Raw genomic sequence first — 20488 nt, forward strand, 5'->3', positions numbered from 1 at the left:
AACCGGAGGCGAGGAACGGCGATGGCCCGCACATCCCGCAACACAGGCCACGAGGACGACGCGTTGTCCGAGTCCTCGGAGTCCTCCGCGTTCTCGGATGTCTCCGAGCTCGCGCCGGCCAAGTCGAAGAAGGCGGCCAGGAAGGAGCGGAAGGCAGCGAAGAAGGCTGCCAAGGTCGACGAGCACGAGTCGGGCCTGACGCCGCAGAAGGCAAAGAACGCGGTCAAGGTGGCGAAGATCGTCATCCCCGCGGTCGGCCCCGCCCTGGTGCCGCTGGCTGTGCGCGCCGCGGGCACCGTTCGCGAAGCGTACGACCGCTACCAGGCACGCAGGATCGGCGTCCCGGTCGAGCAGCTGTCCGAGTACAGCGGCCACGGCGGCGGCTTGCTCGCCCGCATCGCCGGCGCAGCGGACGGGCTGGCGGAACTGCGGCGGGCACCGCAGGTCACCGACGACGACATCTCGTTCGCCCAGCACGCCCAGGGCACCCTCGAACAGCTCACCGCCTCGGTGCGCGCCGCGGAACACATGCCGTCGACCCGTCGCAAGGCCGCTCACAAGGCCATCGCCTCCGAGCTCGACAACCTCGAGTCCGAGCTGCTGCGCCGCCTCGGCGTGGCGTGAACGGCGCGACCCACGCGCCGCTCACGCCACGCCGCGTAGGTCGCATGCCGAACGGCTTCGTCGTCACGGGGAGGCCGTACGTCTCCGTCACGCCCGGCATGCCGTCCGGGCGGCCTGCGAACTCCGTCTCGCGATGGAGTCGAACAGGGTCACCGGCGCCGCGCCCTCAGTCCACGGCGCCGCGCCCGGCGCTCTTCGATGCGTTCGTCATGGATCTCCTCGAGTGACCTGCGCATCTCGTCCTCCTTGAGGATCAGCGGGTCGCTGCGCAGGTCCTTCCACAGCGACACGCACAGCCCCACCATGACGAACACGAACGGTACGGCGATCAGGATCGTCAGGTATTGCAGCCCGTCGAGGCCGGTCTCGCCACCGGCGATGAGCATCACCGCGGCGACCGCACCCATGATCACGCCCCAGAAGATGACGACGTTGCGCTTGGGCTCGACCGACCCCTTCTGCGACAGCGTGCCCATCACGACCGACGCGGCGTCGGCGCCGGAGACGAAGAAGATCGACACGAGGATCATCACGATGATCGCCGCGGGCAGGAACCACGGCAGGTTCTCGAGCATCGTGAACGTGACGACCTCGGACGAGACGTCCCCGCCCTGGTACAGGTCGGCGCCGCCGTTGCCGGGGACACCGTCGGTGCCGCGCTGTTGGATGTCCATCGCGGCGCCGCCGAAGATCGCGAACCAGACGAGGCTCACGGCACTGGGCACGGCGATCACGCCGACGATGAACTGGCGGATCGTCCTGCCGCGGGATATGCGCGCGATGAACATGCCCACGAAGGGCGTCCACGAGATCCACCAGGCCCAGTAGAAGATCGTCCAGCTGGAGAGCCAGTCCTGCATGGCCTGACCGCCGGTGGCGCCGGTGCGGCCCGCCATCTCCGGCAGCTCGCGTACGAAGTCACCGATGGCGTTGGGGACGAGGTTCAGGATCATCACCGTCGGCCCGACGACCAGGATGAACACGGCGAGCACGGCGGCCAGCACCATGTTGATGTTCGACAGCCACTGGATGCCCTTGGCCACCCCGGACACGGCCGAGGCGATGAAGCACACCGTCAGCACGGCGATGATGCCGACGAGCAGTCCGCTACCGGGACTGTCGATCCAGTCGACCGCACCGAGACCACCGCCGACCTGCAGCGCGCCCAGGCCGAGCGAGGCGGCCGAGCCGAACAGCGTCGCGAAGATCGCCATGACGTCGATGGCCTTGCCCAACGGCCCTCCGGTGTGCCGCCCGCCGAGCAGGGGCCAGAACACCGAGCTGAGCAGCTGACTCCGCCCCCGACGGAACGCGCTGTAGGCGATCGCGAGGCCGACGACGGCGTAGATCGCCCACGGATGCACCGTCCAGTGGAACAGCGTCGTCGCCATGGCCGTGTGCAGCGCCTCGTCGGAGTTCGGCGCGAGCCCGGTGCCGGGTGGCGGCGAGGCGAGGAACGTCACGGGTTCGGTGGCGCCGAAGAACATCAGTCCGATGCCCATACCGGCGCTGAACATCATCGCCACCCACGACGAGGTGCGGAACTCGGGCCGCTCCTTGTCCCGACCGAGCTTGATCCGGCCGTAACGGCTGATCGCGAGTGCGATCGCGAACACGACGAAACCACTGGCCGTGAGTACGAACACCCACCCGCCGTACGGGATCACGGCGTCGAACAGCAGCGCCTCGGACACCGACAGCAGACTGTCGGGGCTCAGCACGCCCCAGACGATGATCGCGAGGGCGAGGATCGCCGCGATGACGAACACCGGCCGGTCGGTGACGGCCTCCCGGTCGGCGGCGGACAGGGCCGGTTCGCCGGGCGCCGCGACGGTGCCGTCGACGGGGGCTGCGGGGTCGACACCTCCGGGACCGGCCGCTTCAGGCGGATTCGCGGCCGCGGCCGCACGGCCACCGGACGTCGAGGGGCCGTCCGACGTCGCCGAACCCCCGTGACCGTTCCGCTTGCCGTTGCCCGCTGTCTGCTCTGCGGTGGGGTCGCCGGGCGCGTCCGGGCCTTCACCCGCCGCGCCGTCCTTGCCGGATCGTGTGGACATAGGCACACGCCCGTCCGAGCACGACGGACGCGCTCTCCTTCCTGGTCGCGAGCCAACCTTCCTGCGCACGAGGTCGTGTTCGCTCGTTCGGAGCAGCATCGTAAGCACATCGCATGACGTGACGGGGCGTGCCCGCACGGTGCACCGTTGCGGATCGAGCCCCGATGGGCAACGGTTTTCGCTGTTCTCGCGGAATGTTTCACCTGCGCTTCCGGCATCGACGACCAAACGGGACGCGATCACTGCGGCCGATAGGCTGACGGCGTGCGCACACGAACGCCGCCCGGACGCCTCATGCCGGCCGTCCGCGGTGTTCTACTCGCGGCGACGTCCGCGGCACTGTCGGTGACCGCACACGGTGCGGCAGGCGGCGGACTTCCCCATCCGGCGACAACGGTCGTCGTGTCGTCACTCACCGGATGGGTCGCCACGGCCACGGCACATCGTGCGCGCGGCATCCGCGGCATCCTGCTGTTCCTCGGATCGGGTCAGCTCGCCGCACACGTCCTGTTGACCACGCTGTCCGGCCACGGCGGCGAAGGGCCCGCCATGCTCGCCGGTCACGCGCTGGCCACCGTCGCGACCGCGTGCGTCCTCGCCCACGCCGAGGCCGTGCTCGCGCGCGCAAGCACGGCCGTCCGCGCGATCCTGCCGGTGGTCACGTGGCGATGGCGGCCGTGCCGGCGGCCGCAGCACGTCGCCGCCCACCCGCCGCTCGCGCTCCCCGACGCGGCGACCACCGTCGTCGAGGTCCTGCTCCGCCGCGTGCACGGCCGCCGCGGTCCGCCCGCCGTCTCCTGATCGAGAAGTTCGTCGACCCCGCGCGCACATCCGCGCGGGCACGTCGCCGCGGCGACCGCAGGCGCCAGCGCGCCCGCCGGCGTCGCCGCCGCGGTCACACCATCGTCAGACCCATCAGGAGGAATCACCATGTCGACATCCCGCCCCACCCGCCGCGTCCCGCGCTCCCGCACCCGGCGTCACGCCCGCGGCGCCGCGCTCACCACGACGCTCGGCGTCGCCCTCACCGCCGGTGCCGTGCTCGGCGCTCCGGCCGCGTCCGCGCACGTCACGGCCAACATCTACGGCGATGCCCCCGAGAAGGGCGGCTACGGCGCGATCACCCTCCGCGTGCCCAACGAGGAGGAGAAGGCCGGCACCACGAAGTTGGAGATGACCGTCCCCGAGAAGTACGAGATCTCCAGCGCGCGCACCCAGCCGGTCCCCGGCTGGACCTCCGAGGTCACCACGAACGGCTCCGACGTCGTCACCAAGGTCACCTGGACGGCGGACGGCGAGGGCATCCCGGCGGGCCTCGAGTCGTACCAGGAGTTCGGCGTGCAGCTCGGCGCCTTGCCGGACGACACCGACGAGCTCATGCTGCCGACGAAACAGACCTACTCGGACGGCACCGTGTCGAACTGGAACCAGCCGCAGGAAGGCGACGCCGAGCCGGAGAGTCCGGCGCCGGTGGTCCCGCTCGCCGAGTCGTCGGACGGCCACGGCGCGCACACCTCGCACGGCGAGGGCGAGAATGCCTCGGGCGAGGCCGGGGCGGCCGACCGGCACGCAGCCGACGGCGGTACCGACGAGACGGCACGCTGGCTCGGCGGCGCGGGCCTGCTGGTCGGCGCGCTCGGCGTCGGTGTCGGCGCGGGCGCCACGCTGCGCGCACGCAAGAACGGGAAGGTGGACTCGTGACCGCGGACATCGACCCCGGCAGGCGCCCCTCCCGGCGGCTCCGCGCCGTCGCCCTGGCGCTCACCACGCTCGTCGCACTGCTGGTCACGGCGACACCCGCAGCGGCGCACAACCAGCTGATCGAATCGAACCCCGCCGACGGCGCATCGCTCGACGAGGCGCCGGAGCGGATCACGCTGACGTTCGACCAGCCGGTGCAGCGCGGTGCGGGCGAGGGCGTCAACCAGATCGCCGTCACCGGGCCTGACGGCGGCCGATGGACGAAGGGCGACGTGCAGGTCGACGGGACGAGCGTTTCCGCTCCGCTGCACCCGCTGGGACCCGCCGGTGAGTACGTCGTCGGGTTCCGGGTCCTCTCGGCCGACGGTCACCCCGTCAGCGAGGAGCTCCGGTTCACGCTGACCTCCCACGGACCGGGCGGCGACACCCCGCCCGGCGGGCAGACCGCCGGTCCGTCCGCGGAGAACACCGACGAGGCGCCCTCCGCCGACGGCGGCGATGCCGGCGGCGGCATCCCCGTGTGGGTGTGGATCGTCGCGGCCGTCGTGCTGCTCGGCGCGGGCGTGACGGTCGCGCTGCGCACCGGGTCGGACCGGTCGTGAGCCGCGCCGAGACCACCTCGCGTCCCCGCGTCGACACGCTGACCGGCCTGGCCACCGCCGCGGTGGCGGGCGCGCTGATCGGCTTCGCGGTCGCGGCGACCGGCCCCGTCCGGGGTATCGCGGCGGCGAACGAGGTGGTCTCGGCCGGCATCCCGGTGGCGAGGGCGGTGATGAACGTCGCCGCGGTCGTCACCGTCGGGATGGCCCTGCTGCCGGTACTGCTGGGCGGAGCACGGGAGAAGCTGACACGCCCCGTGCTGGCGTCCGCCCAACCCGTCGCGGTGGCGGCGTCGCTGCTGTGGACCGTGGCGGCCGCTGCGGCGCTCGTGCTGCAGGCGGTCGAGTACCGGCCCGCGACACTCGACGTCACCGGCTACGTCACCGACGTCGCGGCGGGCAAGGCGCTGGTACTGGTCGCGGTGCTGGCGCTCGGCCTGGCCGCACTGAACGTCGTGGCGCTGCGCAGGCCGGACGCCGTGCCCGCCGAGGTGCGCGTCGGGCTCGGACTGTTCGCGTTGCTTCCGCTGCCGGTCACCGGGCACGCGACGGGGTGGTCGCTGCACGACTACGCGTCGATCTCGGTCGAACTGCACGTCCTCGCCGCCGTGACCTGGGCCGGAGGGCTCGCCGCCGTCGCCGCCGTCCTGGGCGCCAACCGCACGTTGCTGGCCACGGCCCTGCCCCGGTTCTCGACGCTCGCCACCGTGTGTCTGGCCTGCGTCGCGGTGACCGGCGTATTCAACGCGGTCGTCGAACTCGGCGGCCACCCGGAGCTGTCGCTGCCCGCCGCGCTGTTCGGCACGGCGTACGGCGTGCTCGTGCTGGTGAAGGCCGGATGCCTGGCCGGAGCCGCCGCGCTCGGCGCGCACCTGCGGAGGAAGCTGCTGCCGCAGGTGCTGCGTCACCGGCGGACCGCGCTCGCCACGTGGGCGGCCGTCGAACTGACGGTCCTCGGCCTGGCGTTCGGGTTCGCGGTCGCGCTCAGCCGCACGCCGCTCGGCTGAGCGGTGTCCCGCGTCGCAAGCCCCGACGCGCGATCGGTCCCACCGAAATGTCGACGACAAACACCGCCTTTCGGGCCAAACGCCGAACGGTTGCTTTCTGTCGTTGAACGACGGGCGGTTGTCACCCTGCGCGGTAACGCGCCCACCGACGGTGGAGGTTCCCCGCCTTCAGATCCGCGATCCGGCGGTGCGCCTCGGTGCGTACCCGGGGGGCACGGTCGGCCGTGGGCAACACGCTCGTGGCCAGCTTGAGTTCCCGCATTCCGCGCAGCACCTCGAAGCCGTCCCACGCGGTGACGTCGAAGCCGTAGCGGTCCGCGAGTTCCGCGTACCGCGACGGCGGGTCGCCGAACCGTTCCCGTCCCACGGCCGCCGGGACCAGGTCCCATTCCGGCGGGCCGTGGCAGGCCGAGTCGAAGTCGCACAACACGGGCCCGTCCGGGCCGACGATCACGTTGCCGACGTGCGCGTCGCCGTGAATCAACGTCCTGGCCAGCGGAAACTCGAGTTCCGCCGCCTGCGCTTCGAGTTCGTCGCACCGGTCGAGGAGGAACCGGCGGTCGGCGGCTGTCAGCTCGTCCGATCCCGCCGCCACCCGTGCCCGGACGTCGTCCAGCGGCGCCCACGCACCCGCGCCGTTCTCCGGGAACCCGTCGTCCGGGATGCCGGCGGCGTGCAGCCTGCGCAGCAGTTCCGCCAGCTCACCGGGGGTAGCGCGCCCGTCCGTGTCAGGGACCCGCTCCCACACCGTCGCCAGGTGTTCGCCCACTCGCACCGGCTGGTCGATGCCTGCGGCGAGCCTCACCGCCGGTACGCCACATCGCTGCAGGTGACGCGCCAGCCGAACGACCTTCGGTGCGCGATGACGCAGCGCGGGCGTACCCACGATGCGCACGACGAGCGGCCGATCGGCCAGCGCGTACACCGCGTTGTTCGTGAACCGCAGCAACGTGGCGCCGCGGGGATCGGCCCCCAGTCGCGCGCAGACGGCCTCCAGGACGTTGTCGAGCGGGCCTCCGACTAGGCGAAGAATGCGTTCATCCGTTCGACGAAGTCCCTGGCGTCCGGGTTGTTCGACCGGCGCGCGGCCTCCGTCTTCAGCGGCTGCATGCGCTGCTCGACGCGAGCGGACTTGAGCCCCTCCGCCGAGTCGAGCGCCTTGCCGCCGGTGCGCACGCCCTGGTCGATGTCGCCGTCGATCATGTGGTTCGTGGCGAGCATGCCCAGGTTGAACACCTTGCTGCGGGCCATGTCGTCGTTGTAGGCGTCGATGGCCCTGCTCAGCGCAGGGATGGCGTACTTGGTGTGCATTGGGTCGGCCGACTGCGCCAGCTCCGTGTGCACCGTGCCGACCATCGCGTGCACGTCCGTCTCCGTGAAGAACTTGACCCACGACTCGGCGTTGACGAGATCGGCGCGTGCGAACTCGTCCCGCGTCCTGCCCAGCAGTTTCACGGCCTGGTCGGAGTTGCCCATCATCGCGTACGCCCACGCCTCGTTGGCGCACAGCACGGCCACGGCCAGTTCCGAGCCCGACTCCTGCGCCGCGATCTGCCCCAGCTGGAACAGCTTCAGCGCGTCGTTCGGGGCCTCCTGGTGCAGGTACACGCGTCCCATGCGGTACAGGATGTTCGCGACGAGCGGGTGGTTGTCGCCCTGTTTCGCCAGGTTGAGCGCGTTCGCGAAGTGACCGCGGGCCGAGTCGATCAGCCCGGTGTCGAACGACGTCCAGCCGGCGAGGCTGTGCAGGTCGGCCAGCGCGACGAACAGCCGCGATCTGACCCCGTCGGTGGTGCTGGCCTGCATCATCTGCTGCCCCCAGGACAGCTGCGCCACGACGGCGTCACGGCAGAAACCGCCGCCGTACTGGTAGTCGAGCGCACGCAAAGCCCTGGTGGCGGCTTCGACCTGCCGGACATCGGTGACTCCGATGCGGCCCGGCGCGGGTGTCCTTGCGGGGCTCGCCGCCCAGGCCTCCGCCGACGATCCGAAGACCGCGGCGCCCATCGTGACCTGGGCCGCGTGCGCGAGGAACTTCCGCCGTTTCACGGACTCGTCCTCCTCAGCCTGCTGCTCGCCGGAGGTTCCGGCGACCTGAATCTCGGTGGCCTCGTCGTATGCGAGACCCATGTATCCACGGGGAATGCCCAGGCCCGCGGCGATCCTGGCCAGCACGTCGTAGGCCATGACCTGACGGCCTTTCAGGATCTCCGAGACCTCGGACTGTGACTGGCCGGTCATCGCAGCGATCTGGCGTTGCGACACACCGTGTTTGCGCAGTTGGCGGTAGACCTCACTGACGTTCCGCACGGAGAGCGCGTCGCGCATCTCGTCGCCTTCCCAGACCTTCGGGTCCAGGCGACTGGGCGCGAGCTCGGACGAGTCCTCGTTCGCGCCTCCCGAGATACGGGCGATCGCCGTGTTGTCGGTGGTGTCCATGCGCCCCTCCACAGTCCTTCCGGGCGTCGTCAGCAGCGTAGGCACTTCACATTGAACCGCGCGAAACCCGATTTGTGACCCCTGATCGGCTCTGCCGAACTTCGTCGACCGCTTAACGGCCAGCCGTTGCCGGTCGCCGCTGCCCGGCCCACCGAGGCTTCTATCGGCGTTTCATTCATCGCAATCTAGTTCCCGGGATCGACGTGACCGCCCGAACACGGTCCGCGATCACCCGGGAGGTCCACCCGACCGGAACTCCCGTGCACCACGAGAACCGCAGCACGACGAGAACCGCACGACCCACAACCGAACACCGGCCGGATCCGGCGGCACCCGGACCGGCCGTACGGGCCCTCCGCACCCGGGGTTCGTACGGACGAGTCCGGGCAGGCGGGTGCAGCGCGACAACTGCGAAGACGACAACTGCGAACACAGCGACACCTGCGAACGGCACGGCGAAGGCGCCCGTGAACACCGACGAGTACGGAACGGAGACGACGTGGAGATCGCATCCCCTGCCACCACGCGTGGCACGTCGTCCCTGCCCGCTTCCTCGTCGGTGCCCGGCGGGTCGCCCACGCCCGGCGCCTCCCGGCAGTCCGAGTCCGGATCCGCACTGCCGGACCCCGCACTGTCGGGAGCCGCACCGTCCGAGTCCGCAGGGTCGGGCGCCGCACTGTCGACCGCGCCGCTCCCGCCTGCCGCCGGTCCGGCCGCTGCCGCCGGCTCCCCGTCCGGGACCTCGGTCCCGGTCGCCCGGCAACACTTCTCCCCGGTCCCCACAGCCGACACCCGCGACGAGGACGTCCGCCGTGAAGAGAACGGTCAGGTCGTCTGGCGCGTGCAGTGCGGCGACCTCATCGGCCGCGAACGCTGCATGACGGTGTACGTGGACGACGACGAAATAGTGCTGGTCGGACCGCCCGGTGAAGCGGCGCGGCTGACCCGCACCCAGCTCGGCCGACTCACGGCCGCGCTCGGCGAAGCCGCCGGACTGGCGGAAAGGTGACGGTGACTTCCTGTGGACAAGATCCTCGGCCAGGTGCTCCGCAACGCGGTGTGGGAACGCCTCGACATGCTGTCCGACCTCGCGGACAGAGCCGACGAGCCCTCGTTGGTGTCGGTCGCGCGTTCGGAGCTGCCCCGACTGACCGATGGCTGGCGCGCGATGCTGCTCTCCCACGAGCCTGATGACGGCGGTCACTGCCCGACCTGCTCCACCCGCTGGCACCGGGTGAAGGCCCCGTGCACCGTGTGGCAGGTGGCGCACGAACACCTCGTCGCAGGCGGCCTGGCCCCCGAACAGCCGACCAAGCGGAAGCGCCGCAAGGGCGCGCCCGCCCATGCGCCGGCGCATGTGTCCTCGGAGGCGTCCCCGCGGCACCCCGAGGAAACCGCGATCCCCGAGCAAACGGGTCGGCACGAGTCGGTCTCACCGACGCCGGCCCGGCATGCCGTATCCGGACCCCCGACCCGGTAGCGGCATGCGAACAGGCGACGGGTTTTCCGCCCGTCCCGGCCGGCGGCCGGCTCGCTCGTACCCCCGAGCGAAGCGGGCCGGCTGCCGGCTTAGCGACGCTCAACCTGATTAATCGGAAAACCCGTCTTTCGTTTGCTGGCGAAGACGCTGATCCGCAGTTAGGTTGGGGGCCGTGACAGCGCGTCAACAACTTCATATGACAACCCCGCGGTCTCGGCGTCCGTATCACTCGGACAGCCGAATCCCCTGGCCGCGGCAGTAGCCCGCAGTAGATCCCCGCCTACGCAAGGGCCCCGATCCCCGCGGGCCGGTGTCGAAGATTCCCCTCCCCCGACCGGCACCGGCCCGCGGTCCCAACAGTCGTACTGCTGTCACCGCGAGGCGTGACACCTGTGGCCGACGATCGATTAGTCGCCGTCGTCGATTTTTGCCGAACGTCGATTCCTCGTGGCCGTCTACTCGCTCGGGCCGTCGGCGCCGGCTCGACACCTCGGCTCGGCACGCCGACTCGGCGTTCCGAGCCACCCGCGATGTCCGCCGGCTACACCGAATCCCCGTCGACCACGGCACGGCGACCACGGCACGAAGCTCGGCGCCGACTCCGCAAAGTGATCACTCGACCGTGAACGGCTCACCTGCGCGTTAGAGTTCCCCACGCAGAGTGAGGGAGCACCACGTGACTGACAGCCGCACCGAGTTGCCACCGCTACGTCGCAAACCCGTCCAGGAACGCAGCGCCAAGCGGGTCGAGCGCATGCTCGACGCTGCGGCCGAGCTGCTGGCCGAAGTGGGCTACGACGCGCTCACGACGACGCTCGTCGCCAAGCGTTCCGGCGTGGCGGTCGGCTCGCTGTACCAGTTCTTCCCCGACAAGCGCGCGATCGTGCAGGCGCTCACCCACCGAAACCTCGAACGGTTCCTCGGTGCCGTGGGTGAACGGTTCCAGGGCGTCGACCACCAGAGCTGGTGGGAGATCGTCGACTCGCTGCTCGACATCTATCTCCAGATGCACCGCGAGGTACCGGGCTTCTCACGGGTGCACTTCGGCGATGCCGTCGACGTCCAGCTGCTGGACTCCGAACGCACCAACAACGGCGTCATCACCGACGCCCTGGCCGACCTCGTCGCCAATCACGTCGACGTTCCCCGTGACGCGGTGAACCTGCCGATCTCCGTCGCGGTCGAGGCCGCCGACTCGCTGCTGAAGTTCGCGTTCCGCACCGACCCCGAAGGCGACCCACAGGTCGTCGCCGAGACGAAGGCGCTCATCAAGACGTATCTGGCGAGCCGCTTCGGCGACTGACGCCTTGCACAACTGCAACCCGGCGACGCCGGCCCGTGCCCCCACCACGTTGCGGGGGTGCAACAGGTGTCAGCCGAAGGCTTTGGCCTCGCCGCGGTAGGTGGGCGCCGAGTGGTCGAGCCGCGAACCGCGGACGAGCTGGTACTCCGGGAAGTGCTCGGCGAGTTCCCCCGCCTTGGCGTGCCGGAACCACACGCGGTCGCCCAGCTCGAGGGCCCGCGCGGCCGCGCCTGTGACGGGAGTCTGCACCTCGCCTGCCCCCTCGACGCCGAGCAGCGCCAACCCGGACGGCGCGACGGGGATCGGCAGCCGTGACGGTTTCGCGGGCCCGGAGGCGACGTAGCCGCCCGCGAACACGGTCGCGATGTCCCGCGTCGGCCTGCGCACCACGGGTAGCGCGAACAGCGCGGCGGGCTGCGGCGTGAACCGCGTGTACGAGTCGAACAGGCCGGGCCCGAGCAAGCCGGATCCCGCGGCGATCTCCGTGACGGACGGGTCGTCGCCGGTGGATTCGATGCTGCCGGTGCCGCCGCCGTTGACGAACTCCAGGTCCGCGACGCGGCGCACCGCGTCGACGGCCTCCCCGCGACGCTGTGCCAGTTCGGCGGCAGAGCGGCGCTGAATCCACCGCACGAGCCGCGCCTCGAGACCGCGGCCACCGTCGGGAACGCCCGCGATCTGCCCCTCGTAGGCCATCATGCCGACCAGCCGGAAGCCGCGGCGTTCGGCGATCCGCGAGGCCAGCGCCTGTGCCGATCGCGGCCGGAACACCGGCGACCGTCGCGTGCCGATGTGCAGCCCCCGAACGGGCCGCCACGACACGTCGAGTTCGAGGGCGACCCGGATCTCGGGGTGTGCGGGCCCGACCGCCGCGTCGATCACGTCGAGATGCTCGGTCGAGTCGACCATGATCGTGACGGCCGCACGCGCGGCGTCGTCGGCCGCCAGGGCTCGTAACGCGGCGTGGTCGACCGTCGGGTACGCCACGACGAGGTCGTCGCTCACTCCGCAGCGGTGCAGCCACAGTGCCTCGGGCAGCGAGTAGCAGAGTAGCCCCGCGTAGCCGGGCATCGCGAGCGCATGCTCCAGCAACTCCCTGCAGCGCACCGACTTGCTGGCGATACGGATCGGCAGGCCGCGCGCCCGCCGGGTGAGGTCGCGCGCGTTGGCCTCGAACGCATCAAGATCGACGACCGCCAATGGTGGGTCGAGATCCTGGGTCGCGGCGTCGTACGCTGCGGCGTTCACGGTGGTCACGGCGACTACCGTACGTCAGAGAACCTTGAAACGCGAAACGTATTCACATATTCTTCCGACCTCTCACGCAGGCAGGTGATCACGTGACGACGTGGACGAACTGGGCCGGCACCGCCACGGCGAGCCCTCAGCGGCTACTTCGCCCGCGGAATCTCGACGAGATCACCGCCGCCGTCCGGCAGGTCGCCGGCGCGGGCATGCGGGTGCGCCCACTGGGCAGTGGTCATTCGTTCACGGGAGTCGCGGCCACCGATTCGGTCGCCCTCGACCTCACCGAGTGGGCGGGCGTCCTCGACGCCGATCGCGACACCGGCCTCGTCACGGTCCGGTCCGGCACCACGCTGCGTCGCCTGAACACCGAGCTCGCGCGGGTGGGCCTGGCGATGAGCAACCTCGGTGACATCGATGCGCAAACGATTGCGGGTGCCGTGTCGACCGGCACCCACGGCACGGGAGCCCGGTTCGGCGGGCTGGCGACACAGCTCCGTGCGTTGGAACTCGTGCTGGCCGACGGCTCGGTCGTCACCTGCTCCGACACGGAACGGCCCGACCTGTTCGCCGCGGCCCGCGTCGGCCTCGGCGCACTCGGCGTGATCACCACGGTCACACTGCAGTGCGAGCCCGCGTTCGTCCTCGACGCCCGCGAAGGCCCGGAACCGCTCGACGCCGTGATCGAGGCGTTCGACGATCACGCCGACGCCAACGACCACTTCGAGTTCTACTGGTTCCCCTACGGCCGCAACGCGCTGGTCAAACGGAACAACCGGGTGGCGGGCCCCGCCGAACCGCTGTCGAAACTGCGCGAGTTCGTCGACTACACGCTCACCGAGAACGCGGCGTTCGGCGCGCTCTGCCGACTCGGCCGGGCGATGCCCACGCTGGTGCCGACGTTGGGCAGGTTGTCGTCGTCGGTGTTGTCGACGCGCTCCTACCGGGACGTCTCGCACCGGGTGTTCGCCACGCAGCGGTCGGTGCGGTTCGTCGAGTCCGAATGGGCGGTACCGCGGGAGGCCGTCGGCGACGTGTTGCGCGAGCTGCGGACGCTCGTGCCGACGTTGCGGACGCCGGTGGCGTTTCCCGCCGAAGTACGTGTCGCGGCGGCCGACGACGTGTGGCTGTCGACCGCCTACGGCCGCGACACCGCCTACGTGGCGATCCACCAGTACGTCGGCATGCCGTACCGCGAGTACTTCCTGGCGTTCGCGGCGATCGCCGGCGCGGTCGGCGGGCGGCCGCACTGGGGCAAGCTGCACGACCTCGACGCGGACACGCTGCGCGAGCGGTACCCGCGCTTCGACGACTTCCTGCGCGTGGCCACCGACGTCGACCCGGGGGGCGTGTTCCGCAACGGCTACCTCGACCGGGTCCTCGGGCCGGTCACAGCCGGCTGACGGCCTCCGCGACGGGCGTGTTGCCGCTGGTCAGCTCGAGTGTGCGCCGGAACGCGAGGTCGTCGCTGAGCAGTGCGACGAGGACGGCCGCCACGTCGTCCCGGGGCACCTCGCCGCGCGGCGTGCTCTCGGCGAGCTGCACCATCTCGGTCGCCTCGTCGTCGGTGAGCCCACCCGGACGCAGGATGGTCCAATCCAGGTCGCGGCGGCGCAGATCTCCCTCCGCGGCGGCTTTCGCGCGCAGGTAGGCGGCGAAGACCTCGCCGAGGGCGTCCTCGTCGAACGGGCCGTCCGTTCCCATGGCACTGACCTGCACGAACCGCCGGACACCCGCGCGCTCCGCGGCATCCGCGAACAGCACGGCCGCACCCCGGTCGACGGTTTCCTTGCGCGGGACACCGCTGCCCGGGCCCGCACCGGCGGCGAACACGGCGGCGTCGGCACCGTCGAGCACCGCAGCGACCTCGTCGACCGTGGCGTCCTCGAGGTCGAGCACTGCAGGCTCGGCACTCACCTCCCGCAGGTCCGCGACATGGTCCTTGTTGCGGATGATGCCGACGGCCTCGTCACCGTTCGCGGCGAGGCGGCGCTCGAGGTGACGGGCGATCTTTCCGTGTCCACCGGCGATGACTACGCGCATGCCACGATCCTAAGCAGTCACGCGGAGCGTGTCCGGTTGGGCGGTGGCGGGAGACGGGCGGGCCTAGGCAGTCACGCGTGCTGCGTGGACTCCTCGGGCGAGGCGGTGCCGTTGTCCTCCATCGCGATCAGCTGCTCGTAGACGACTTCGTTGACCCAGCGCCACACGGCGTCGCGGCCGAGGAGGACGCGGTCGCTGTGGCTCTCGACGTCGAGTGACACGTGCGCCTCGTCGTCGGCCGACACGACGGCCACGCCGTAGGTGCGCGCACGCGGAAGGCAGTTGTCGACGTAGTCGTGGGTGAGCGTCATCGACTGGGGCAGCACCATGGCCGCTTCGCCGTAGCGGGAGAACGGGACGGTCGCGGCGAGGCCAGTGCGCCAGTGCCGTGCCACCGCGAGCACGCCCACGATGTCGGCGGCGGGCGGCGGCGCGGTGTCGGCCAGCTCGGGCCACGTCCACGTCGACACCTGGGCCCGGTCGGTAACGGGCTCGTGACCGAGGGCGATCCGCTCGGCGTGCGCTTCGGGGCGCAGTTTCGCCACGACGTACACCCGCCTGCCGAACATCGTCACCGGTGGCAGTACCGCGCCGTGCCAGCCGAGGCTCGCCGCGGCGTCGGCGGCGAGCGCGTCGACGTTCTCCGGCAGTTCGACGGGCGGGACCACCCGGCTCGGCACCGAACGCGTTCCGTTCGCGCCGTTCGTGATCGCAGTCTGCCCGGGTGTCGCCGCCACGGATCTGCCTCCCGTACTCGTTCGAAGTCCGCTCCGGGGAGCGGTGCTCCTGGTTGGATGGCTCTCTACTCCGAACACCGCCCGCCGGATTCCTCCGCGGGCCCTGGTGTTCACCAGCCCCTGCGCCGGTGCAGCTCCTCGCCTGCTCGTTCCGTGTGCCCTGCCGGGCGGTCGAACCGGCGCCGCGAAGCGCTGCCGGTTCAGATTGCAACCGAAACACCGTCGACGTCTGTGCCCTCGCGGGGTAGCTGCGATCGACGGCGCTCAGCGGTCGGTGATCGGTCGGTGAGCGGCGAAGGAAGTTCGGCCCGGCGATGCTGCCGTATGGGTGACATACGTCTGAACGGGGGATTTGCCGGGCATTCAGGGGCGACGCGGTGACGTTTACCGCAGTCACGGACTGCGACGGACGGTTATCGTCTCTGGTGGCCGGAAGCCGAGCGGTCCGGACCATGGAACTGCCGTGGTCCAGCCGCTGATCTGGATGGGCTCCAGATCAGCACATTCGGCGTCCGGATTCAATAGGAAGGACACAGGCGGCAACGAACGTGCGACCGACCGACGAGCGCGCAGGCCCGCCACCGGCCGTCCCCACAGCCCATCCGGCGACACCCCCATCCCGACAGCGACAAGGAGGTCCGTGCGTGGCACCGCGCCGTTCCGTTCTCTACATGCCCGGCGCGAACGAGCGGGCGCTCGAGAAGGCCAAGACCCTGCCCGCGGACGCGCTGATCCTGGACCTGGAGGACGCCGTCTCCCCCGACGCGAAGGAAGCCGCGCGCGAGCGGGTGTGCGCGGCGGTCGCGTCCGGTGACTACGGCCCGCGCGAGGTCGCCGTGCGCATCAACGGCATCGACACCGAGTGGCACGACGCGGACCTGCGCGCCGCCGCCCAGGCCGGTCCCGCCGCCGTCGTCGTGCCGAAGGTCAACTCCGCACGCGACGTGATGACCATCGAACGGGCACTGGAGCTCAACGGGGCACCCGAGCACACGACGATCTGGGCGATGCTCGAAACACCCGTCGCGATGCTGCGTGCCGAGGAGATCGCCGCCGCGAGCGAGCGACTGACGGTGCTGGTCATGGGCACCAACGACCTGGCCAAGGAACTGCACGCCGAACCCGCGGCCGGCCGCGCACCGCTCGTCGCGGGCCTGTCGTTGTCGCTGCTGGCGGCACGCGCGGCGGGCAAACAGATCCTCGACGGTGTCTACAACGACGTCCAGGATCTCGCCGGTTTCGAGGCCGAGGCCACGCAGGCGCGGCAGTTCGGGTTCGACGGCAAGACGCTCATCCACCCGGGCCAGATCGAACCGTGCAACCGCGTGTTCGCCCCGTCCGACGAGGCGATCGCCCACGCCCGCAAGGTGATCGACGCCTTCGAGTCCGCACGCGAGCAGGGCGACGCCGTCGTGACGGTCGACGGGCGCATGGTGGAGAACCTCCACGTCGCCGAGGCGCAGCGCATCCTCGACCTGGCGGAGGCCATCGCGGCGAAGTGACCGTGTTGCGGGTTCCAGGGCCCGTGTTGCGGATCCCGGGGCGCGTGTTGCGGGTTCCGGGGCCCGTGTTGCGGATCCCGGGGCCGGCCCCGCCCGTACCGGCCCGACGGCGTCCGCTGTGGACGACGCTTCGCGGGGACACGGCGAACGCGTACGACCAGCCGAGTACAGAACACGCGCGGCTGAACGCACGACACGCCGTGCGAACGCAGGACACGCGAGGAATCCGCACAGGAGTGCGGACGTTGTACGGGGCGTGTCTCTCCCGCCGTTGTCCGTGCTCGACCGCGCCTCCGTACGACAGGGCCGGGATCCGGCGGCGGCACTGCGCGACACGGTGACGTTCGCTCGCGACGTCGAACGACTCGGTTACCGGCGGTTCTGGGCGGCCGAACACCACGGCGTGCCCGGTATCGCGGGTGCGGCGCCGACGGTGCTGGCCGCGGCGGTGGGCGCCGCGACGTCGACGATTCGCATCGGCACGGGCGGCGTGATGCTGCCGAACCACCGGCCACTGGTCGTGGCGGAACAGTTCGGCACGCTCGCGTCGCTGCATCCGGGCAGGGTCGACATGGGGCTCGGCCGTTCCGTCGGGTTCACCGGTGCCGTGCGGACTGCGCTGGGTGCGGACAAGACCGCCGCGGACCACTTCGCCGACGACGTCCGCGAGCTGCTGGGCTACTTCGACGGCGACCACCGCGTGCACGGCGCCCCCGCGGAGGGATTGCAGCCACCGCCGCTGTTCGTCCTCGCCACCGGTGCGGGCGCCGACCTCGCCGCGGAACTCGGCGCCGCCCTCGTCATCGCGCCGCTCGGCGGTCTCGAGAAGGTCGCCGAACGCGTCCGGCGTTACCGCGAGACGTTCCGGCCCTCGGCGCAGTGGCCCCGGCCGCACGTCGTCGTCTCCACCGCGGTCGCCGTGGCCGACACCCGCGAACGGGCGCGCGAGCTGCTCCTCCCGGAGGCGTGGGCGATGGTTCGCTCACGCATCGACGGCGTGTTCCCGCCGCTGCTGCCTCCCGACCGGGTGCCGGCTCCCGACGACCGCGAACGGCGCTACCTCGACGACGTCCTGCGCGGACAGCTGCACGGCACCGACTCCGACGTCGCCCGCGAGCTCGCCGAGCTGACCGAACACACCGGCGCCGACGAAATGCTCATCACGATGAGCACGCACGACCGCGCCGACATGCTCGACTCGTACACGCGCCTGGCGCGGCTGGCCTGACGCGGACGTCAGACGATGTTGGCACCCGCATCGACCGGCAGCGTCGCACCGGTGATGTACCGCGCCTCGTCGCTGGAGAGGAACAGCACCGCGTTGCTGATGTCCTTCGACTCCACCCACGGCACGTCGAGGGCGTTGAGCGAGGTGAAGCCGGGAATCGCCTTCTCCTGCGACGGTTCGGGATCGCCGGGGGCGAACATCGAGTACACGCCGGGGTTCTGGATCATCGTCGTGTCCACATTGGTCGGATGGACGGTGTTGACGCGGATGGCGTGCGGGGCGAGTTCGTTGGCCATCGTGCGCATCAGGCCGACGATGCCGTGCTTGGCCGACACGTAGTGGCCGACGTGCTGGATGCCCTTGAATCCGCCGATCGAACTCGTGAACACGATCGACCCGCCGCGCCCGGCCTCGATCATCGACGGCACCGCGACCTTCGCCGTGTGCCACACACCGGTCAGGTTGACGTCGATCATTTCCTGCCACTGCTGCGCGCTGAGCTCCCACGACTTCGTGAACGCCGTCGCGATCCCCGCGTTCGCGACGACCGTGTCGACCCGGCCCAGTTCCGCGAGCCCGTGGTCGAACGCCTTCTGCAACGCGCCGAGATCCCGCACGTCGACCTTTTCCGTCACGACTTTCCTGCCGAGGTCGGTCACGAGCTTCGCCGTGCCCGCCAGGTCGTCCTCCGTCGCCAGCGAGTAGCACGGGGTGACCGTTTCGATGTCCTCGCAGATGTCGACCGCGATGATGTCCGCGCCCTCCTCCGCGAGCCGCACCGCGTGGCTCCTGCCCTGCCCGCGGGCTGCACCGGTGATGAACGCGACCTTGCCTGCCATCCGACCCGTCATCGTCTCCTCCTCGAGACCTGCGTCACACGGTCGACCGAGTCTCGTACCGATCGCTAATCCATGTCAAGGATTAGCAGGAATAAACCGGTCGACCGGGACGGGAGCAGCAACACGATCCCCTGGATCCACAACACGCGCCCCGCAACCCGCAACACGGTCACGTCGGCGGACAACACGAGCCCCGGAGCGGACAACACGAGCCCCCGAAGGCGCAACACGATCCCCGGAGCCTGCAACACGCGCCTCGGGAAACCGCAACACGGGCCCCCGGGGACGCAAACACGGTGGCGGGCCCGGCGACGGGTGTGGCGGCTCAGAGGGTTTCGAAGGTGGTGGCCGCGCGCAGGGTTCCGATGTCGTCGAAACGGCGGCCCGCGAGCTGCACGCCGATGGGCAGACCGTCCTCGGTACGGCCGCAGTCGACCGACACCGCGGGCTGGCCGGACATGTTGTAGGGCACCGTGAACGCGACGTGTTCGAACGGACGTGCCGGGTCGCCGGTCGGCGACGGCGAGTCGAACGCGTTCGGCGGGACCTGGCACGTCGGCGACAGCACGATGTCGTACGGCTCGGTGGCGCGCAGCGTCGCGACGGCGATCGCGTCCATCTGGGAGAACCCGTGGTAGGCGTCCACAGCGGACAGTCCTTCGGCGGCGCGGGCCCATTCGACGATGTAGGGCAGCACGGCGCCGGCGTCGAGGTCGGCCAGGTCGGCGAGCATGCGGGTGCGCCAGAACCGGTCGAGTCCGTCGAGCATCTCGCGCGTCAGCCACGGTTCGACGACGTCGACGCTCGCACCGGCGACTTCGAACCGGCGGGCGGCGTCGGTGACGGCCTCGCGCACGGCCGGGTCGACCGGCAGCCCCACCCCGGGATCCAGGTGCAGGCCGATCCGCAGCGAGGCGGGGTCGGCAGGCGGGCACGACCAGTCCTGTTCGGACGGAGGCAGCGACAGGTGGTCCCGCCCGTCCGGCAGCGACAGCACGCGCATGAACAGCGCGGCGTCGGCGACGGTCCGTGTCATCGGGCCCGCCGCCCTCCCGGGGAACGGTGGATCCACGGGCACGCGTCCGAAACTCGGCTTGAATCCGACGATGCCGCACCAGCCCGCCGGCAGCCGGATCGAACCGCCGATGTCGGTACCGACGTGCAGTGGCCCGTAACCTGCGGCCGCGGCGGCTCCCGCGCCGGCGCTCGAACCACCGGGTGTGCGGGTGAGGTCCCACGGATTCCGCGTCGGCTCGTGGAAACTGGACAGGCCCGAGGTGAGCATGCCGAAGTCGGGCATGGTGGTCTTCGACAGGAGTACGCCGCCGGACTCCCGGATCCGCGCCGCCACGGGTGCGTCGACCGGCGACGGGTCGAGCCTGGTGGCGGCCGTCCCCATCGGCTTCGGGGTTCCCCTGGTCGCGATGTTCTCCTTGATCGTCAGCGGGATGCCGTCGACCGGGCCCAGCGGCGTTCCCGCCCGCCACCGCCGCTCCGACGCCGCGGCGGCCTCCCGCGCGGCGTCCGGGTCGAAGGCGTACAGGGCGCACAACTTCGGCTCACGCTCGTCGATCCGTGCCAGCACCGCGTCGGTGACCTCGACCGGACTCATCTCACCACTGCGGTACGCGGCGAGCAGTTCCGTCGCCGTGGTCTCCGGAAGTCCGGTCATCGCCTCGCTCCT

19 protein-coding genes are annotated in these 20488 nt (G+C 70.9%); 11 read left to right on the forward strand and 8 right to left on the reverse strand.

The features are described from left to right. The first annotated feature begins 21 nt into the window (after positions 1-21). Entirely contained in the window at positions 22-624 is a 603-nt protein-coding gene (locus LY13_RS15560) for a DUF6474 family protein (protein WP_253829167.1), read from the forward strand. Between the two features lie 149 nt (positions 625-773). Here the strand turns inward: LY13_RS15560 and LY13_RS15565 are convergent, their stop codons facing one another. Then, positions 774-2681 carry a BCCT family transporter gene (locus tag LY13_RS15565; RefSeq protein WP_253829168.1) on the reverse strand — a complete coding sequence of 636 codons (1908 nt, stop codon included), beginning with the start codon at positions 2679-2681 and terminating at the stop codon, positions 774-776. Positions 2682-2945: 264 nt separating this feature from the next. Here LY13_RS15565 and LY13_RS15570 point away from each other — a divergent pair, with 264 nt between their 5' ends. From LY13_RS15570 to LY13_RS15585, 4 genes are all read left to right on the forward strand, one after another. Then, a complete protein-coding gene (locus LY13_RS15570; RefSeq protein WP_308216343.1) occupies positions 2946-3482 on the forward strand; it encodes a hypothetical protein in 537 nt (178 codons plus the stop codon). 129 nt (positions 3483-3611) lie between these two features. Then, positions 3612-4382: a YcnI family copper-binding membrane protein gene (locus LY13_RS15575; protein ID WP_253829169.1), complete on the forward strand. Its 771-nt coding sequence runs from the start codon at positions 3612-3614 to the stop codon at positions 4380-4382. Next, positions 4379-4984 carry a copper resistance CopC family protein gene (locus tag LY13_RS15580; protein WP_253829170.1) on the forward strand — a complete coding sequence of 202 codons (606 nt, stop codon included), beginning with the start codon at positions 4379-4381 and terminating at the stop codon, positions 4982-4984. Before LY13_RS15575 ends, LY13_RS15580 begins: the two co-directional genes overlap by 4 nt. Further along, complete coding sequence (locus tag LY13_RS15585; RefSeq protein WP_253829171.1) at positions 4981-5988, forward strand: CopD family protein; 1008 nt, start codon at positions 4981-4983, stop codon at positions 5986-5988. Before LY13_RS15580 ends, LY13_RS15585 begins: the two co-directional genes overlap by 4 nt. Before the next feature lie 121 nt (positions 5989-6109). Here the strand turns inward: LY13_RS15585 and LY13_RS15590 are convergent, their stop codons facing one another. Then, positions 6110-7021 (reverse strand): aminoglycoside phosphotransferase family protein, encoded by a 912-nt coding sequence (locus tag LY13_RS15590; RefSeq protein ID WP_253829194.1) that lies wholly within the window; start codon positions 7019-7021, stop codon positions 6110-6112. Beyond that, positions 7009-8427 carry an NsdA family TPR-like regulatory protein gene (locus LY13_RS15595; protein ID WP_372493834.1) on the reverse strand — a complete coding sequence of 473 codons (1419 nt, stop codon included), beginning with the start codon at positions 8425-8427 and terminating at the stop codon, positions 7009-7011. Before LY13_RS15595 ends, LY13_RS15590 begins: the two co-directional genes overlap by 13 nt. Before the next feature lie 499 nt (positions 8428-8926). Here LY13_RS15595 and LY13_RS15600 point away from each other — a divergent pair, with 499 nt between their 5' ends. The 3 genes from LY13_RS15600 (at position 8927) to LY13_RS15610 (ending at position 11210) form a co-directional block, all read left to right on the forward strand. Next, complete coding sequence (locus LY13_RS15600) at positions 8927-9436, forward strand: hypothetical protein (protein WP_372493835.1); 510 nt, start codon at positions 8927-8929, stop codon at positions 9434-9436. 12 nt (positions 9437-9448) lie between these two features. Next, positions 9449-9907: a hypothetical protein gene (locus tag LY13_RS15605; protein ID WP_253829172.1), complete on the forward strand. Its 459-nt coding sequence runs from the start codon at positions 9449-9451 to the stop codon at positions 9905-9907. 676 nt (positions 9908-10583) lie between these two features. Next, positions 10584-11210 (forward strand): TetR/AcrR family transcriptional regulator, encoded by a 627-nt coding sequence (locus LY13_RS15610; protein WP_253829173.1) that lies wholly within the window; start codon positions 10584-10586, stop codon positions 11208-11210. A gap of 69 nt (positions 11211-11279) precedes the next feature. On the opposite strand, the gene LY13_RS15615 is transcribed toward LY13_RS15610, so the two are convergent. Beyond that, positions 11280-12467 (reverse strand): amino acid deaminase/aldolase, encoded by a 1188-nt coding sequence (locus LY13_RS15615; RefSeq protein WP_253829174.1) that lies wholly within the window; start codon positions 12465-12467, stop codon positions 11280-11282. A gap of 83 nt (positions 12468-12550) precedes the next feature. Here LY13_RS15615 and LY13_RS15620 point away from each other — a divergent pair, with 83 nt between their 5' ends. Continuing rightward, entirely contained in the window at positions 12551-13858 is a 1308-nt protein-coding gene (locus LY13_RS15620; protein WP_253829175.1) for a D-arabinono-1,4-lactone oxidase, read from the forward strand. On the opposite strand, the gene LY13_RS15625 is transcribed toward LY13_RS15620, so the two are convergent. Then, positions 13845-14498 (reverse strand): NAD(P)H-binding protein, encoded by a 654-nt coding sequence (locus LY13_RS15625; protein WP_253829176.1) that lies wholly within the window; start codon positions 14496-14498, stop codon positions 13845-13847. The two genes, LY13_RS15620 and LY13_RS15625, sit on opposite strands and share 14 nt — an antisense overlap. A 71-nt stretch (positions 14499-14569) precedes the next feature. Next, positions 14570-15235, reverse strand: coding sequence for a hypothetical protein (locus LY13_RS15630; RefSeq protein WP_253829177.1), 666 nt, complete (start codon positions 15233-15235; stop codon positions 14570-14572). Between the two features lie 644 nt (positions 15236-15879). On the opposite strand from LY13_RS15630, the gene LY13_RS15635 reads away from it, so the two are divergent. Both LY13_RS15635 and LY13_RS15640 read left to right on the forward strand, forming a co-directional pair. After that, a complete protein-coding gene (locus tag LY13_RS15635) occupies positions 15880-16737 on the forward strand; it encodes an HpcH/HpaI aldolase/citrate lyase family protein (protein ID WP_308216344.1) in 858 nt (285 codons plus the stop codon). A gap of 256 nt (positions 16738-16993) precedes the next feature. Then, positions 16994-17965 carry an MsnO8 family LLM class oxidoreductase gene (locus LY13_RS15640; protein WP_253829178.1) on the forward strand — a complete coding sequence of 324 codons (972 nt, stop codon included), beginning with the start codon at positions 16994-16996 and terminating at the stop codon, positions 17963-17965. Positions 17966-17973: 8 nt separating this feature from the next. Here LY13_RS15640 and LY13_RS15645 read toward each other — a convergent pair whose 3' ends face one another. Next, on the reverse strand, positions 17974-18816 hold the full coding sequence (locus LY13_RS15645; protein WP_253829179.1) for a mycofactocin-coupled SDR family oxidoreductase: 843 nt from the start codon (positions 18814-18816) through the stop codon (positions 17974-17976). A 313-nt stretch (positions 18817-19129) separates the two neighbouring features. Beyond that, positions 19130-20476, reverse strand: a complete 1347-nt coding sequence (locus tag LY13_RS15650) for an amidase (RefSeq protein ID WP_253829180.1) — start codon at positions 20474-20476, stop codon at positions 19130-19132. Between the last annotated feature and the right edge of the window lie 12 nt (positions 20477-20488).

This window comes from Prauserella aidingensis (assembly GCF_024171865.1).
In the GTDB taxonomy this organism is placed as follows: Bacteria; Actinomycetota; Actinomycetes; order Mycobacteriales; family Pseudonocardiaceae; genus Prauserella; species Prauserella aidingensis.

Excerpts from the sequence above, each read along its gene's own strand:
- LY13_RS15560 (WP_253829167.1), top strand. The coding sequence starts at position 22 with ATGGCCCGCACATCCCGCAACACAGGCCACGAGGACGACGCGTTGTCC.
- LY13_RS15565 (WP_253829168.1), bottom strand. The coding sequence starts at position 2,681 with ATGTCCACACGATCCGGCAAGGACGGCGCGGCGGGTGAAGGCCCGGAC.
- LY13_RS15575 (WP_253829169.1), top strand. The coding sequence starts at position 3,612 with ATGTCGACATCCCGCCCCACCCGCCGCGTCCCGCGCTCCCGCACCCGG.
- LY13_RS15595 (WP_372493834.1), bottom strand. The coding sequence starts at position 8,427 with ATGGACACCACCGACAACACGGCGATCGCCCGTATCTCGGGAGGCGCG.
- LY13_RS15625 (WP_253829176.1), bottom strand. The coding sequence starts at position 14,498 with ATGCGCGTAGTCATCGCCGGTGGACACGGAAAGATCGCCCGTCACCTC.
- LY13_RS15645 (WP_253829179.1), bottom strand. The coding sequence starts at position 18,816 with ATGACGGGTCGGATGGCAGGCAAGGTCGCGTTCATCACCGGTGCAGCC.
- LY13_RS15650 (WP_253829180.1), bottom strand. The coding sequence starts at position 20,476 with ATGACCGGACTTCCGGAGACCACGGCGACGGAACTGCTCGCCGCGTAC.